Origin of the sequence: Pseudomonas sp. (genome assembly GCF_032058845.1) — a bacterium.
GTDB lineage: Bacteria > Pseudomonadota > Gammaproteobacteria > Pseudomonadales > Pseudomonadaceae > Aquipseudomonas.
Window position 1 is genome coordinate 1 of sequence record NZ_DAMCCR010000106.1, and the last position, 14419, is coordinate 14419.

13 protein-coding genes are annotated in these 14419 nt (G+C 65.4%); 8 read left to right on the forward strand and 5 right to left on the reverse strand.

Annotated elements, in window-relative coordinates; all coding sequences use genetic code 11:
* The coding region (gene imuA / locus RT028_RS17025; RefSeq protein WP_312936284.1) for a translesion DNA synthesis-associated protein ImuA at positions 1–481 on the reverse strand (481 nt) is incomplete at its 3' end.
* Positions 481–1098, reverse strand: coding sequence for a transcriptional repressor LexA (lexA, locus tag RT028_RS17030; protein WP_312936285.1), 618 nt, complete (start codon positions 1096–1098; stop codon positions 481–483). The genes lexA and imuA, both read right to left, overlap by 1 nt.
* 92 nt (positions 1099–1190) lie before the next feature.
* Between lexA and RT028_RS17035 the strand changes: the two genes are divergently transcribed.
* On the forward strand, positions 1191–1853 hold the full coding sequence (locus tag RT028_RS17035; RefSeq protein ID WP_312936286.1) for an HAD-IA family hydrolase: 663 nt from the start codon (positions 1191–1193) through the stop codon (positions 1851–1853).
* A 9-nt stretch (positions 1854–1862) separates the two neighbouring features.
* Here the strand turns inward: RT028_RS17035 and RT028_RS17040 are convergent, their stop codons facing one another.
* Complete coding sequence (locus tag RT028_RS17040; RefSeq protein WP_312936287.1) at positions 1863–4034, reverse strand: ATP-binding protein; 2172 nt, start codon at positions 4032–4034, stop codon at positions 1863–1865.
* Positions 4035–4215: 181 nt separating this feature from the next.
* Between RT028_RS17040 and RT028_RS17045 the strand changes: the two genes are divergently transcribed.
* Together RT028_RS17045 and RT028_RS17050 are read left to right on the forward strand one after the other, a co-directional pair.
* Entirely contained in the window at positions 4216–4611 is a 396-nt protein-coding gene (locus RT028_RS17045) for a MerR family DNA-binding transcriptional regulator (RefSeq protein WP_312936288.1), read from the forward strand.
* 33 nt (positions 4612–4644) lie between these two features.
* The gene (locus RT028_RS17050) at positions 4645–5544 is read left to right on the forward strand and encodes a hydroxymethylglutaryl-CoA lyase (protein ID WP_312936289.1); all 900 of its coding nucleotides are present in this window, start codon (positions 4645–4647) and stop codon (positions 5542–5544) included.
* Between the two features lie 571 nt (positions 5545–6115).
* Here RT028_RS17050 and RT028_RS17055 read toward each other — a convergent pair.
* Positions 6116–6643, reverse strand: coding sequence for an MgtC/SapB family protein (locus RT028_RS17055; protein ID WP_312936290.1), 528 nt, complete (start codon positions 6641–6643; stop codon positions 6116–6118).
* Between the two features lie 141 nt (positions 6644–6784).
* Here RT028_RS17055 and RT028_RS17060 point away from each other — a divergent pair, with 141 nt between their 5' ends.
* From RT028_RS17060 to RT028_RS17080, 5 genes are all read left to right on the forward strand, one after another.
* Positions 6785–7024, forward strand: a complete 240-nt coding sequence (locus tag RT028_RS17060) for a DUF3203 family protein (protein ID WP_312936291.1) — start codon at positions 6785–6787, stop codon at positions 7022–7024.
* Positions 7025–7150: 126 nt separating this feature from the next.
* The gene (gene mapR / locus RT028_RS17065; RefSeq protein ID WP_312936292.1) at positions 7151–8560 is read left to right on the forward strand and encodes a GntR family transcriptional regulator MpaR; all 1410 of its coding nucleotides are present in this window, start codon (positions 7151–7153) and stop codon (positions 8558–8560) included.
* Positions 8561–8741: 181 nt separating this feature from the next.
* On the forward strand, positions 8742–10391 hold the full coding sequence (locus tag RT028_RS17070) for an MFS transporter (protein WP_312936293.1): 1650 nt from the start codon (positions 8742–8744) through the stop codon (positions 10389–10391).
* Positions 10388–11515: an HlyD family secretion protein gene (locus RT028_RS17075; protein ID WP_312936294.1), complete on the forward strand. Its 1128-nt coding sequence runs from the start codon at positions 10388–10390 to the stop codon at positions 11513–11515. The genes RT028_RS17070 and RT028_RS17075 overlap by 4 nt, the downstream gene beginning before the upstream one ends.
* Before the next feature lie 63 nt (positions 11516–11578).
* Positions 11579–12547, forward strand: coding sequence for an endonuclease (locus tag RT028_RS17080; RefSeq protein ID WP_312936296.1), 969 nt, complete (start codon positions 11579–11581; stop codon positions 12545–12547).
* Between the two features lie 401 nt (positions 12548–12948).
* On the opposite strand, the gene RT028_RS17085 is transcribed toward RT028_RS17080, so the two are convergent.
* Positions 12949–14028 (reverse strand): metal-dependent hydrolase, encoded by a 1080-nt coding sequence (locus tag RT028_RS17085; protein ID WP_312936295.1) that lies wholly within the window; start codon positions 14026–14028, stop codon positions 12949–12951.
* Between the last annotated feature and the right edge of the window lie 391 nt (positions 14029–14419).

The window sequence follows — 14419 nt, forward strand, 5'->3', positions numbered from 1 at the left end:
GACAGACGATGGCCAGGGCCTGACCGGTTTCGGCCGCCACCTGTAAGCGGCGCAAGGCGCGATCGTCGGCCCGCTGTGGCCAGCAGAGCACCGCGGCACAGCTGCCCGAGCGCAGGCATTGTTCGGCGGCCCAGAGCACCTCATCGGGCTCGGCATCGACCTGGGCCAACCAACGCAGGTCGACCCCTGCCGCGAGCCAGGCGGGCGCATAGGGAATGAACGGCGGCGCGACCAGCACCACCCGCCCCTGCTCGCCGGTCAGCCGCGCCAGGGTTGGCCACAGCAACTGCAATTCCCCGCATCCGGGGCTGGCGAGCAACAGCTCACTGAGTGCGGCGGCCGGCCAGCCGCCTTCGGGCAGGTGCGCATCCAGCGCCAGGTGGCCGGTGGGCTGTTGCCCGGTGGTGCGTACCTGCGATTGCCGGCCACGCCAGATCTGGCGTTGTTCGAGCAGGCGCTCGAGGTCGACGACCGCGCTCATCAATCGCGCCTCACCAGGCCGCAGAACACGCCTTCGATCACCAGCTCGTGCTCAGGCCCGACGTCGATCGGCGCGTAAGCCGGGTTGCGCGGCATGAGCCGGTAACCGCCGGGCAGGCGGTGCAGACGCTTGATGGTCACTTCGCCATCCAGCCGCGCGACCACGACCTGGCCCTCGTGGGCCTCGCCCTGCTGGCGGATGCCGACCAGGTCACCGTCGAGGATGCCGTCACCGATCATCGAATCCCCGCGCACCTTGAGCAGGTAATCCGGGGTGCGGCGGAACAGGCTCGGGTCGATCAGCAGGCGCTCATGAATGTCGATGTCCGGGCCGATCGGAGCACCGGCGGCCACCCGCCCCAGCACCGGTAACTCGAGCAGCTCTGGCCGGCGCGGGGCATCGGCCAGGCGAATGCTGCGCGCCTGATTGGGCGTGATGTCGATATGACCGCTCTGGCACAGCGCGGTGATGTGCTTGCGGGCCACACTGCGCGAGGCAAAGCCGAAGCGCGTGGCGATGTCGGCCAGGCTGGGTGGCTGGCCGTGTTCGAGGATGCGCTCGCGAATGAAATCGAGAATGGCGCGGCGCTTGGGGGTCAAGGTATCCATGGAGCACATTTGTACTCTTTTCCGTAAAATCTGAACAGCCCCCTTTGTCGCGCAGATGGGTATGATTCGTTTCTCTTCGCTGCGAATGATCTGGATCACCCATGCTGACCGCGTTGCTGTTCGACCTCGATGGAACCCTCACCGACACCGATACCTTGCACCTGCAGGCCTTCCGCGACCTGCTCCACGAACACGACGGGCGCGCCTTGAGCCAGGAGGAATTCGAGGAAAAGGTCAGCGGCCAGGCCAACACACAGTTGTTTGCCCAGTTGTTTCCCGAGCTCTCGCCCACTGATCGGCAAGCCATGGCCGAGCGCAAGGAAGCGCTGTTCCGAGACCGTTCACCCACACTGCAGCCCCTGCCCGGCCTGCTGCGCCTGCTGGCGCACGCGCGTCGATCGGCGCTGGGCCTGTGCGTGGTCACCAATGCCCCGCGCCTGAATGCCGAGCACATGCTACGGGCCATGGGCCTGGAAGAGGCGTTCGCGAAAGTAGTGGTCGCAGACGAGCTGTCGCGGCCAAAGCCCGACCCGCTGCCCTACCTCACCGGGCTCGAGCGCCTGGGCGCAGCGGCCAGCCAGGCCCTGGCCTTCGAGGATTCAGTGCCGGGCGTCACTGCGGCCAGCGCGGCGGGTATCTACACGGTTGCCCTGAGCACCACGCAAACGCCCGAACGCCTGCTGGCGGCCGGGGCGCAACTGGTGATCGATGATTTCGACGATCCGCGCCTGTGGGCCTTGATCGATGCCCGCAGCGAGCCCTGAGCAGGGCGGTCAGCGGGTCTTGCGCTCGATCAACCGCGCCAGCGCATGGGCCAGCTCGGCACGACGGAAAGGCTTGCGCAGCACCTCGAAGCCGTTCAGCTCGCTGGGCGAGAGGTTGGCATAGCCGGTGATGATCAACACCGGCAACTGCGGCAGACCCTCGCGGGCCTGTTGGGCGAACGCTGCGCCGGTCATGTCAGGCATGACCTGATCGGTGACCAGCATATCCGGCACCAGGCCGGCGGCCAGCAATTCCATGGCCTGCGCAGCGCTCTGCGCCTCGGTCACCTGATAGCCCAGGTCGCGCAGCTGCAGGGCGGTGGCCTGGCGCACGATTTCTTCATCGTCGACCACCAGGACATGGCCGCCGCAAGGGGTCGACCATGGTTCCTGGCTGTCTGCTTCACGCCCTTCAGCGGGCGTTTCGCTGGCGGGCAACCACAGCGTGGCCTGGGTGCCGCTGTGCTCCTGCGAACACAGGGTAAAGCCGCCGCCTGATTGCAAGGCCAGCCCCTGCACCATGGGCAGGCCCAGGCCGATGCCCTGGCCAACGTTCTTGGTCGAGAAGAACGGTTCGAAGCAGCGCGCCAGCACCTCATCGGGCATGCCGCAGCCGTTGTCGCAGACCTGCAGCCAAATCACCTGGCCGGCCACGATACCTGTGGGCCGCGCGGTACTGTCGTCGACCAGCCCCGCGCGAATCGCCAGGCGCCCACCCTGGGGCATGGCATCGCGTGCGTTGACCACCAGATTGAGCAGGGCCAGTTCCAGTTGCCCGGGGTCGATCACCACCCCCGGCAGCTCGGCATCAACCTCCACGTGCAGCGCAATGGTCGGCCCCAGTGAACGGGCGATCAGTTCGCGCATGTCCTCGATCAGCGTGGCCAGCCCCACCACCTGCGGCTTGAGGGTCTGGCGCCGGGCGAAGGTCAGCAGGCGTCCCACCACCGTTCGCGCGCGATCGGCGGCCAGCAGTGCGGTGTCGATCAACCGCAGGGAACGCGGTTCGGGTGAGCGGCGCTGGATCAATTCCAGCGAGGCGATAATGGGGGTGAGCATGTTGTTGAAGTCGTGGGCGATACCACCGGTGAGCTGGCCGATCATTTCCATCTTGCGGGCTTCATGCAGCTGCAGCATCGACGCTTCGCGCTGGGCCAGCATGCTCGCCACCCGCTCTTCGAGGCTGACGTTCAATGCCACCAGACTGGCCTCGGCGCGGGCGCGAAGAATGGCCACCCAGGCCAGCTTGGCGGTTTCATCGATCAGCACCCGCTCGGCCTCGGTGAACGCATGCGGTGTATGGAAATGTACCGCCAGGGTGGCGTCCAGCTGCGTGCCGGTGCGTACCGGCATCAGCAGGCTGGCGCAGAGGTCGTGGATGTCGCCTGCGGCAAAATCGCCGGTGATGCTCTGGCCTTCGGCCAAGGTGGCGTGCAGATGCTCGCCGTAGGTGGCGTAGGCATGCTCGCGAGCCAGCGTCGGGGCGCCATCGAGCCACTGCCGCTCGATGCAGAAGTGCTGCTCGTCACCGGCGTCATGGGCGAAGAATACCCGCGAAGCGCCCAACTGCTCACCGAGGCGACGCGTGACGAAGGCCTCGATCTGCGCGGCATCCTTGATTTGCGGAAGGGTGCGGCCGAGCTCCAGCAGAAACGCCTGGCGCTGTTCGAACTGCACGCGCTCGGTGGTCTCGGTGACGATGCACAGAATGCCGCCGATGCTGCCGTCGACTTCTCGCACTGGCGAATAGGACACGTCGAACCAGGCGGTCTCCCCCAGCCCGCGGCGCTCAAGATAGAAAGGCCGATCGGTTGCCGAAAACGTTTCGCCCGTCTCGCGCACGCCACGCAGCAAGGGCTCGAGGTCGTCCCACAGCTCGCTCCAGTTTTCCTGAGCCGGTCGACCGAGGGCCCGGGGGTGCTTGACGCCGATGGTGGGCGCATAGGCGTCGTTGTAGAGGGCCACGTAGTCAGGCCCCCAGAACAGCACGATCTGCGCCTTGGCCGGCAAAATGGTCGCCATCAGCGTCTGCAGGCTCAGCGGCCATGTGCCCGGCGCGCCGAGGGGCGTGTTGCGCGGCTCAAGGGTCTGCAGCAAGGTCGCCACTGTCCCGCCTTCGAGCAGAAAGCCTGGCGGCACGGTATTCCGGCGCTCTGCGTCGCCGTCAAGGTAAAGGTTCATCTCATACAAGCCATCATCATGAGCGGGGCCAGGTGCCCGAGTCTGAGACCTATGAGACCAATCTGGCGCAGACGTTCCCTGCCACTCGGATGAATGTGTTCGGTTCGTGAACGCAGTCAAGCGCCTTGACGTATACGGAAAGCGGGTTATAGCCTAGTGCCACACTGCCGCAGAGCCAACCATGAGCAACCCGACCTACAGCATCTCCGACCTGTCCCGCGAACTGGACATCACCACCCGGGCCATTCGTTTCTATGAAGAGCAAGGCCTGCTGACGCCCGAGCGGCGAGGCCTGGAACGCATCTATTCGGCCCGCGACAAAGTGACCTTGAAGCTGATCCTGCGCGGTAAACGCATCGGCTTTTCCCTGGCCGAGTGCCGCGAGCTGATCAGCCTGTACGATCCCAGCGGCGGCAACGCGCGGCAGTTGAACAGCATGCTGGCCAAGATTGCCGAGCGCCGCGCCCAGCTGGAGCAGCAGATGCTCGACATTCAGCAGATGCACCTGGAGCTGGACACTGCCCAGGAACGCTGTGAACAGGCCCTGGCCGGTGCCAGCCGACCCCGCCCGCTCTGAAGCTCACCCTATTACGCACAGGAAACCTCTGCCATGTCCTTGCCCTCTTCCGTACGCCTGGTCGATGTCGGCCCACGCGATGGCCTGCAGAACGAAGCCCAACCGATCAGCGTGGCCGACAAGGTGCGACTGGTCGACGACCTCAGCGCCGCAGGGCTTGCCTATATCGAAGTAGGCAGTTTCGTCTCGCCCAAATGGGTGCCGCAGATGGCCGGCTCGGCTGAGGTGTTCGCCGGTATCACTCCACGTGCGGGTGTCACCTACGCGGCCCTGGCCCCCAACCTGCGGGGTCTGGAAGACGCATTGGCAGCCGGAGTCAAGGAAGTCGCGGTGTTCGCCGCGGCTTCCGAGGCGTTCTCGCAGCGCAACATCAACTGCTCGATCAGTGACAGCCTCAAGCGCTTCGAGCCGCTGATGGCGCTGGCCCGCCAGCATGATGTGCGGGTGCGCGGCTATGTGTCGTGTGTGCTGGGTTGCCCTTATGAAGGCGCAGTGCGCGCCGAACAGGTCGCGCCGGTGGCCCGGGCCCTGTTCGAGATGGGCTGCTATGAAGTGTCGCTGGGTGACACGCTCGGCACCGGCACGGCAGGCGACACACGCCGGTTGTTCGAGGTAGTCGGCAATAACGTGCCGCGTGCGCAACTGGCCGGGCATTTTCACGACACCTATGGCCAGGCCCTGGCCAATGTCTATGCCAGCCTGCTCGAAGGGGTCAGCGTGTTCGACAGCTCGGTGGCCGGGCTCGGCGGCTGCCCATACGCCAAGGGCGCGACCGGTAACATCGCCACCGAAGACGTGGTGTACCTGATGCAAGGGCTGGGCATCGAAACCGGTATCGACCTTGACCGATTGATCGCCGCAGGCCAGCGCATCAGCACTGTTCTGGGGCGTGCTACCGGCTCGCGCGTGGCAAGAGCGCGTACGGCGGGCTGAGCGGCAGAGGTGACACATTGCCACAGGGGAAGTGTTACCCCAGCCCCCTTTGCAGCGAAAAATCGGGTAACACGGAAACAATTCGACAGATATTCTCGGTAGCAGAACACCCGGCAGTGGGCTTTACCCCCCGGAATACGGGGCTTTTGAAAAGTTGGCACGGCACCTGCTATATCTTTCGTACAACAAGAACAACAAAGCGCACCACCCAATAAAAACAACAGACAACGGTTCTGACATAACAAGAACAACACGGCAGAAACGTAGCAAGCAGATCTTTTTGGAGTCGATGGGTTTTCCGGGGTCAGTGCCCCGCACCTGGCACAGAACAACAAAACTACCCTCAGGTAGCGACGGTCAGGCTGGATCAGCAATGATGAACATCGATCAGCGCTCAAAAAAATACGTTTGCTCTTGAGCCCCGGTTAGGGGCCACCGCACCACCCGGACTGGCCAACAAAAACAACAATCGGCCCGTCACTAATAACAAGAACAGTGCAGGCAACACACCTCAAGGGGAGCTTCGGCTCCCCTTAGTGCTGTCTGGGGTCCTGCCACGTGAGCATTGGCCTCACCGTTTGTTGCCCTCCTCCTTCTTCTTGTCCTCATGCTCGCCCTCGAGCCGTTCGACCAGCGCCGGCATGCTGCCCAGCACCAGCAGGGCCAGCACAGTACTGATCAGCGCCGTTGCCTCACGTCCCATGCCCGCCGCCGTGCCGATGGCCGCCGTCATCCACAAGCCCGCTGCCGTGGTCAGGCCCTTGACGTGGCTCGGGTCGCTGCCATTGCCTTTGAGGATGGTGCCAGCACCCAGGAAACCGATCCCGGCAACGATGCCCTGGATCACCCGGCTCATGGCCTGATCGTCAGCCCCGGCCATACTCGGCGCGAGCACGAACAGCGCCGCACCCATCGAGACCAGCATGTGCGTGCGCACCCCGGCAGACTTGCCCCGGTGCTCACGCTCGAACCCCAGCACGGCCCCCAGAATCGCTGCCATCAGCAGGCGCACCAGGATGCGTGCCACCTCCTGCTCGTCAGTGACGTCGGCAAATTCAGCCGCAATGGCCTCTCCTACATTGGCTAACCAATCGTCCATTGATACCCGCTCCCACGCCTTCGATGAACGGTGGACCGTGGGCGAAACCCGGAGTGCCCGTGAACCGTTCGCCCATCCGGGTGAGCAACCGTGCCACAGGCGCAGTCATAGCCTTGTGTCATACACCGAGAGGAACTCGCCATGCCTGTCCAGATCGACGAAACCACCCACCGCTGCACCCTGCTGGGTGCGCAGAACACACTCGAGGCTCAAGGCCCGGAGATCGAGATCATTACCGACGATACCCTGCGCATGTCGATTGCCGTGCTCCAGGGCGAGCGCGTGCCGATCACCGAAGTCGAGGCCGACGCCCTGACCGTGGCCGGCGCCCGTGATAGCCGCCGGCACCTCAAGGCCAGCGTGCCAGGCTCGGTCATCTGAGCGCAGCGGCCTCACTGATATGGTTTTATTCGTGCTGACTGAGGCTGTACTGAAAGCAGCGCGGCGGCCATAGTGGCAGGCGGTTGAGTCAACCGCCTGCCACCTTGATCCGCCCGCCGAGCTGCCATGAAACGCTACGAACGCTTTGCCGACGACATTGCCGAACTGATCCGCAGCGGGGTGCTGGGCCCTGGTGAGCGGATACCGTCGGTGCGCTATGCCAGCCAGACCCACGGGGTTAGCCCCTCCACGGTGTTCCAGGCCTACTACCTGCTCGAGCGCCGCGGCCTGATACGTGCGCGTGCGCGATCGGGCTATTTCGTCAACAGCCATGCGCCCCGCGCCTTCGTCGAGCCGCAGACCCTTGCGCCGGTCAGCGAGTCGACCGAGGTTGACGTCAGTGGGCTGGTGTTTTCCATCCTCGAATCGATCAAAGACCCGGCCACCGTGCCGTTCGGCTCGGCCTTTCCCAGCCCGATGCTGTTCCCGTTGCAGCGCCTGGCGCGCTCGCTGGCCAGCGCCGCACGCAGCATGGACCCACGGGTGGCGGTCACCGACCTGTCGCCGGGCAACCCGCAGCTGCGCCGGCAGATCGCCCTGCGCTACATGGTCACCGGGTTGATGCTGCCGATGGAGGAACTGCTGATCACCAATGGCGCGCTGGAAGCGCTGAACCTGTGCTTGCAGGCGGTGACCGAGCCCGGTGACCTGGTGGCCATCGAAGCACCGGCGTTCTATGCCTGCCTGCAAGTGCTGGAGCGGCTCAAGCTCAAGGCGGTGGAAATCCCGGTGCACCCGCGCGAAGGCATGGACCTCGAGGTGCTGGCGCACACCCTGGCCAAGCACCCGGTCAAGGCAGTGTGGTGCATGAGCAACTTCCAGAACCCGGTGGGCGCCAGCATGCCGGAGGCCAAGAAGCAGGCGCTGGTGGCGCTGCTACGCACCCATCAGGTGCCGTTGATCGAAGACGATGTCTACGCCGAGCTGTACTACGCCCAGCAGGCCCCGAAACCGGCCAAGGCCTTCGACACCGAGGGCATGGTGATGCACTGCAGCTCATTCGCCAAGAGCCTGGCGCCGGGCTACCGCATCGGCTGGGTGGCGGCCGGCCGCTTTGCGCAGAAGATCGAGCGGCTCAAGCTGATGACCTCGCTCTGCGCCTCGATGCCCGCGCAGGCGGCGATTGCCGATTACCTGCAGCACGGCGGCTACGACCGCCATTTGCGCAAGCTGCGTTATGCCCTGGAAGGCCAGCAGGCCAACATGCTCGCGGCCATTGCCAAGTATTTTCCGCCACAGACCCGAGTCAGTCAGCCGAGCGGAGGCTATTTCCTGTGGCTTGAACTGCCCGAACGGATCGACGCCCTGAAGCTGTTTCACATGGCGCTGGCCCAAGGCATCAGCATTGCGCCGGGGCCGATCTTTTCGCCGACGCGGCGCTTCGGTAACTGCATTCGCCTGAACTACGGCAGCCCTTGGAACGACAGCGCCGAGCGGGCCATGGAAACCCTGGGGCGGATCATCCGATCGTTCTGAGCGCACGGCCCTGATGGCGGCGCGGCTGAGCGTACGCCCCGCCGTCGCTTGCACAGGGTAAGCGTCGCACCCCCGCTTGCGGGCCAGCCCCTCTTTCCAGCCCTACGTAACAGAATTTTTCCATTTCCTTCCAGTCCATTAGACTCACCTTCACGCCCCAACGACCCGCGCAGACCCCGTCATGGACAAGTTCGCCCCCCGCCAGTGGCAAGAGCATGAACGACCGGTGCTGCCTGGCTCGCCGTCCACGCCGCTGCACGCGCCGAGCAAGCGCCTGGCTTATGGCATCGTTGGCCTGCTGGTGGCAATCACCGGCGGGCTGGGCAATGCGCTGGTCACCGCCAACCTGGTGTTTCTCCAAGGCGCGCTGGGCGCCACCACCGCCGAGATGGCCTGGCTGCCGGCAGCCTACGTGATGACCAACGTGTCGATGAACCTGCTGCTGGTGAAATTTCGCCAGGAGTTCGGCCTGCGTGCCTTCACCGAAGTGTTCCTGGTCCTGTACGCGCTGGTGACCTTTGCCCACCTGTTCGTCAATGACCTGAATTCCGCCGTAGCGGTACGGGCGGCGCACGGCATGGTCGGTGCGGCGCTGAGCTCGCTGGGGCTGTACTACATGATCCAGGCGTTTCCGGCCAAGTGGCGTTTGCGTGCCATGGTGCTGGGCCTGGGCGCTTCACAGTTGGCCCTGCCGCTGGCGCGGGTGTTCTCCGAAGACCTGCTGCAGATCGCCGAGTGGCGCGGCTTGTACCTGTTCGAGCTGGGGCTGGCAGTGACCGCACTGGGCTGCGTGCTGATGCTCAAGCTACCGCCCGGGGACCGTTTCAAGACCTTCGAGCCACTGGACTTTCTGACTTTCTCGCTGATGGCCGGCGGCACCGCGCTGTTGTGCGCCGCGCTGTCGCTGGGGCGTATCGAATGGTGGTTGGAAACGCCCTGGATCGGCATCGCCCTGGCCGCCTCCATTGCACTGATCTGCAGTGGCCTGGCGATCGAGCACAACCGCCGCAACCCCTTGCTGATGACCCGCTGGCTGGGCAGCGCGGCGGTGATTCGGCTGGCCCTGTGCGTCATCCTGATTCGCATGGTCACCTCCGAGCAGTCCACCGGCGCGGTGGGCTTTCTGCAGGCGCTGAACATGGGCAGCGAGCAGATGCGCTCGCTGTACGCGATCATGCTGCTGGGCGCTGTGGCGGGGCTGGCCACCAGCGCGCTGAGCATCAACCCCGCGCACCTGATCTGGCCGCTGTTCATCTCGGTCGCGGCCATGGCGGCAGGCGCCTTCATGGACAGCACCTCAAGCAACCTCACACGCCCGGCGCAGATGTACTTCAGCCAGTTCCTGCTGGCCTTCGGTGGCACCTTCTTCCTGGGCCCCTGCATGGTGCTGGGCATCAGCCACGTGCGGGCCAACCCGCGCAACCTGGTGAGCTTTTCCGTGCTGTTCGGGATCTGCAACAACCTCGGCGGGCTGATCGGCGCGGCGCTGTTGGGCACCTTTCAGATCTGGCGGGAAAAATTCCACTCCAGCCAGATCACCGAGCGTCTGAGCGCCTTCGACCCGCTGGTGGCGGCACGCGTGCAAAGTGGCGGCGCCAGTTACGCCGGGCAGGTCGCCGATCCTGGCCTGCGCACGGAGGTCGGCACGCGCCTGCTGGCCAACGCCGCTACCCGCGAAGCCAATGTGCTGGCCTATAACGATGTGTTCATGCTGATCGGGGTGATTGCCCTGCTGACCATGGCCTGGATTTTCCTGCGCAGCCTGTGGGTCTGGTACTCGGCCCGCCGCACGCCTTCATCCTCTTCCACTGCCGGTGCCTCACCCCAATGACCCAGGAAACGCCTTCGACCACCACCACCGCTCTGGCCGAGACCCCGGAGGGCAAAGCGCCACCCAGCGAGCCGGAAAACCCGTCCGGCTCGCGCCGCGTGCGCCTGCTGTCGACCCTGGTGTTCGCCGCCATCGCCCTGGCCGGGGTGCTGCTGGTGCTCTATGCCTGGCGCCTGCCACCGTTCAGCAGCCCCATCGAAAGCACCGAGAACGCGCTGGTGAAAGGTCAGGTGACGACCATTGGCCCGCAACTGGCCGGCTACATCGTCGAAGTGCCGGTGCACGACTTCCAGTTCGTCAAGGCCGGCGACCTGCTGGTGCGTCTGGACGACCGCATCTACCGCCAGCGCCTGGCCCAGGCCATCGCCCAGCAGCAGCAACAGGAAGCGGCCCTGGCCAATAACCTGCAGCAGCGTCACAGTGCTGAAGCCACCATCGCCCAGCGTCAGGCGGCGATCAACGACGCCGCAGCCCAAGGCGACAAGGCCAAGGCCGACCTGCGCCGCAACCAGGCGCTGGTCAGTGATGGCTCGGTGTCACGCCGTGAGTTCGACATCACCCGCGCCGCGGCCGCGCAGGCGCAAGCCAGTGTGGCCCAGGCCAAGGCGGCGCTGGAAATCGCCCGGCAAGACCTGCAATCGGTGATCGTCAACCGCGGTGCCCTGGAAGCGGCCGTGGAGAACGCCAAGGCCAGTGTCAACCTGGCGCGCATCGATCTGGACAACACCCGCGTCGTGGCGCCGCGCGATGGCCAGCTCGGCCAGATCGGTACGCGCCTGGGTGCGTATGTGAATTCCGGTGCGCAATTGATGGCGCTGGTGCCCGACACCTTGTGGGTCATCGCCAACCTGAAGGAAACGCAGATGGCCGACGTGCGCATTGGCCAGAAGGTCAGCTTCACCGTCGATGCCCTGCACCACCGCAAGCTCTGGGGCCATGTCGAGCAGATCGCCCCAGCCACCGGCTCGGAATTCGCACTGCTGCAGGCCGACAATGCCACCGGCAACTTCGTCAAGATCGCCCAGCGCATTCCGGTGCGCATCACGGTTGACGCCGACCAGGCCGACGCCGAGCGCCTGCGCCCCGGCATGTCGGTGGTGGTGAGCATCGATACGGCGCAGTAACGGGTAGGGCTCGCGTCAAAGGAATGACTATAATGCGTGCCCTTTTCTGACAACTTCGTGACCATGATCAAGCTGTTAACTGCGTTAACCCTTACCTTCGCTGTCGCTTTCCCCACTTTCGCCAGCCCGCCTGACACGTTCACCCAAGCCAAGGTGGTGGCCAAGGAGAAGGTCTACCTTGACCAGGCCAGCAGCGCCACGGGTGACTTGTACTGCGGCTGCAAGTGGCAGTGGGTGGGCAAGTCCGGCGGGCGTATCGACCCGGCCTCGTGCGGCTACACCACCCGGAAGCAGGCCAACCGTGCCGAACGCACCGAGTGGGAACATATCGTCCCGGCCTGGACCTTCGGCCACCAGCGCCAGTGCTGGCAGAACGGAGGGCGCAAGCAGTGCGTCGATAACGACCCGGTGTTCCGCGCCATGGAAGCCGACCTGTTCAACCTCTACCCTGCGGTGGGCGAAGTGAACGGCGACCGCAGCAACTTCAACTACGGCATGACTTCCGGTGTGGCCGCGCAGTACGGCCAGTGCAAGACCCGCATCGACTTCCAGCAGCGCACCGCAGAGCCCCGCGACGAGGTCAAGGGCCTGGTGGCGCGCACCACGTTCTACATGTTCGATCGCTACAAGCTGAACATGTCCAACCAGCAGCAACGCCTGCTGATGGCCTGGGACAAACAGTTCCCGGTCAATGCCTGGGAAAAGGAACGTGACCGCCGTATCAGCGCGATCATGGGCCACGGCAACCCGTTCGTGAGCGGCGCCCGCCACTGGAGCCAGGGTTACAAGCCGGTAGGGGATGGCGTGGGACCTGCGGTCGCGAGTGCGCCAAAAGCCGGCGCCAGCGCCGCTGCTGCAAAACCCTCGGGCTCGGCCAGTGGCACCATCGTCGGCAACCGTAACAGCCACGTGTATCACCTGCCCACCGGCTGCCCGAGCTACACGCAAGTGGGCGCGAAGAACCGAATCAGCTTCGAATCCGAAGCGCAGGCGCAGGCCGAGGGGTATCGCAAGGCCGGTAACTGCCGCTGAATGGGCGGATTGGGGCAGGTATGGGAAAGGCTGGCCCGGCCGTCGCGGCTGAAGCGCTGCAACACAGACTGTATTCCTTTAGTGGAATCATCGTGTTCGGTCCAGAGCGCCCCGTGTAGAAGCGGCCGGTCCGGCGCTCCGGTCAGCCGCGATGGGCGGCGCAGCCGACCCAATGGCGGCTACCCCCTTCCTGCAGGTTGTCCGGTGGTATCTGTGCCGGGCCGGCTGCGCCGGCCATCGCGGCTGAAGCCGCTCCTACACCCACTGCATTTTCTTGCGGGGGCAGCGTGTCCGGCCGACCGCGCGCCTTGTAGGCGGCCGGTCCGGCGCTCCGGTCAGCCGCGATGGGCTGCAAGGCAGCCCCAATGATGACCACACCGCTTGACTGACCGCCAGGCCCGCTAAGGCGCAGCGCGCTCCCCAAGGGATCGCGCCTGCCAGGCGGCCAGTGGCAGCGGCGGTTGCTGGTCGAAGATCCGCTGCCAGAGCAGCCCCAGCATCTGCCGGTCGAACATGGAGCGGGCACTGTTGCCCGGCCAGCGTGACGGCTGCACCGGCTGCCACCGGCCTTGCGCATCGCGCCGGGCCATGAGGAAGCGGAAGTTGTAGTCGCTCGGCATGCCCATGCGCAGGTCGCTGACCACCAGCGCGTCGCCGATGATGTCGTAGCGCAGCCAGTCGCCCGTGAACCAGCGCAGGCGTTCGTGCAACGGCACGCCCGTGAGGGGCTGCGCGGCGTCCAGGTGCAAGGCCTGGCGCTGCATTTCCGGGGGCTCCGTGTCCAGCAGGCTGCTCACACCTTCGTAGTAGTGGCCGTCCGGGGTCTTGGCCATTACCCGCCAGAGCACGGTACTGAACGCCATCGGCACGGCGCGCACCTGGCTGTGGGCAATGTCCTGGGCATCCAGAGCAGCGGCAAAGCGCTGCTCGCTGACCACTCGTGCGGCAATGCCGAACCCCAGGTACAGGGTGCTGAACACCAGCGCCGCCGCCAGCCAGCGCCGCGCACCCTCGCCCAGCCCGCGCACGGCGGCATAAATCACCGTCAGCAGCAGTGGCACGCTGTACAGCGGATCGATGATGAACACCCCCGCCCAACTCTGCGGCGTGACCTGCAGCGGCCAGAGCAGCTGGGTGCCGTAGACGGTGAAGGCATCGAGCAATGGATGGGTCACCAGCACCAGCCAGAACGTCAGCATCACGCGTGGCCAGCGGTAGCCGTGGTCCGGCCATCGCCATCGAGCCAAGGCCATGACCAGGGTCGTGAGCATCATGGCCAGTGCGGTCAGCACGAACAGCGAGTGGGAGAAACCACGGTGGTAGGTCATCTGTGACACGGGGTCGGCGTAGTGCACGAACACATCGAGGTCCGGCACGGTGGCCAGCACGGCGCCGTAGACCAGCGCGCGGCGCCCCTGAATACGGCCCAGCAGCGAGCCTTGCAATGCAGCGCCCAGCAGGGCTTGGGTGATGGAATCCATGGAGCGACACTTCCTGAACAGACGACGGGCACGCTACTGGGATCAGGCGCGGAGGGCAAAATTCCACGACAGGTGCCGGATCGACGAATCGGGGGCGCTGGCCGGACAAACCGCACCTCTGCCGCCGCCGCCCCGGCCAGCGGCGCGGTGGAACTCCCAGCCGCGCAGCGGCCTCTGAACCCTCGGTACCTTGATGAGTTCTGGCCACCTGCACTGGCGCCCCCTGTGCCAGCGCGCGCGCCGCCTGCCCTGGAGCTTTGCCCTGATGAATGACGCCAACCTGATCCAAGCCAGCCAGGGCACGCCCTGGGACCAGTGGCAGCACTGCGCGCACCTGGCCCGCGCGGCCTGGATCGACCCGCAGCAGCTGTGCCCGCCCGGCCGGCGCCTG

Bases quoted from the DNA above. Each gene is read 5' to 3' on its own strand.
- RT028_RS17060 (WP_312936291.1), top strand. From the start codon at position 6,785: ATGCCTGTCCAGATCGACGAAACCACCCACCGCTGCACCCTGCTGGGT.
- RT028_RS17040 (WP_312936287.1), bottom strand. From the start codon at position 4,034: ATGAACCTTTACCTTGACGGCGACGCAGAGCGCCGGAATACCGTGCCG.
- mapR (WP_312936292.1), top strand. From the start codon at position 7,151: ATGAAACGCTACGAACGCTTTGCCGACGACATTGCCGAACTGATCCGC.
- RT028_RS17055 (WP_312936290.1), bottom strand. From the start codon at position 6,643: ATGGACGATTGGTTAGCCAATGTAGGAGAGGCCATTGCGGCTGAATTT.
- RT028_RS17045 (WP_312936288.1), top strand. From the start codon at position 4,216: ATGAGCAACCCGACCTACAGCATCTCCGACCTGTCCCGCGAACTGGAC.
- RT028_RS17035 (WP_312936286.1), top strand. From the start codon at position 1,191: ATGCTGACCGCGTTGCTGTTCGACCTCGATGGAACCCTCACCGACACC.
- RT028_RS17075 (WP_312936294.1), top strand. From the start codon at position 10,388: ATGACCCAGGAAACGCCTTCGACCACCACCACCGCTCTGGCCGAGACC.
- RT028_RS17050 (WP_312936289.1), top strand. From the start codon at position 4,645: ATGTCCTTGCCCTCTTCCGTACGCCTGGTCGATGTCGGCCCACGCGAT.
- RT028_RS17085 (WP_312936295.1), bottom strand. From the start codon at position 14,028: ATGGATTCCATCACCCAAGCCCTGCTGGGCGCTGCATTGCAAGGCTCG.
- lexA (WP_312936285.1), bottom strand. From the start codon at position 1,098: ATGTGCTCCATGGATACCTTGACCCCCAAGCGCCGCGCCATTCTCGAT.
- RT028_RS17070 (WP_312936293.1), top strand. From the start codon at position 8,742: ATGGACAAGTTCGCCCCCCGCCAGTGGCAAGAGCATGAACGACCGGTG.
- RT028_RS17080 (WP_312936296.1), top strand. From the start codon at position 11,579: ATGATCAAGCTGTTAACTGCGTTAACCCTTACCTTCGCTGTCGCTTTC.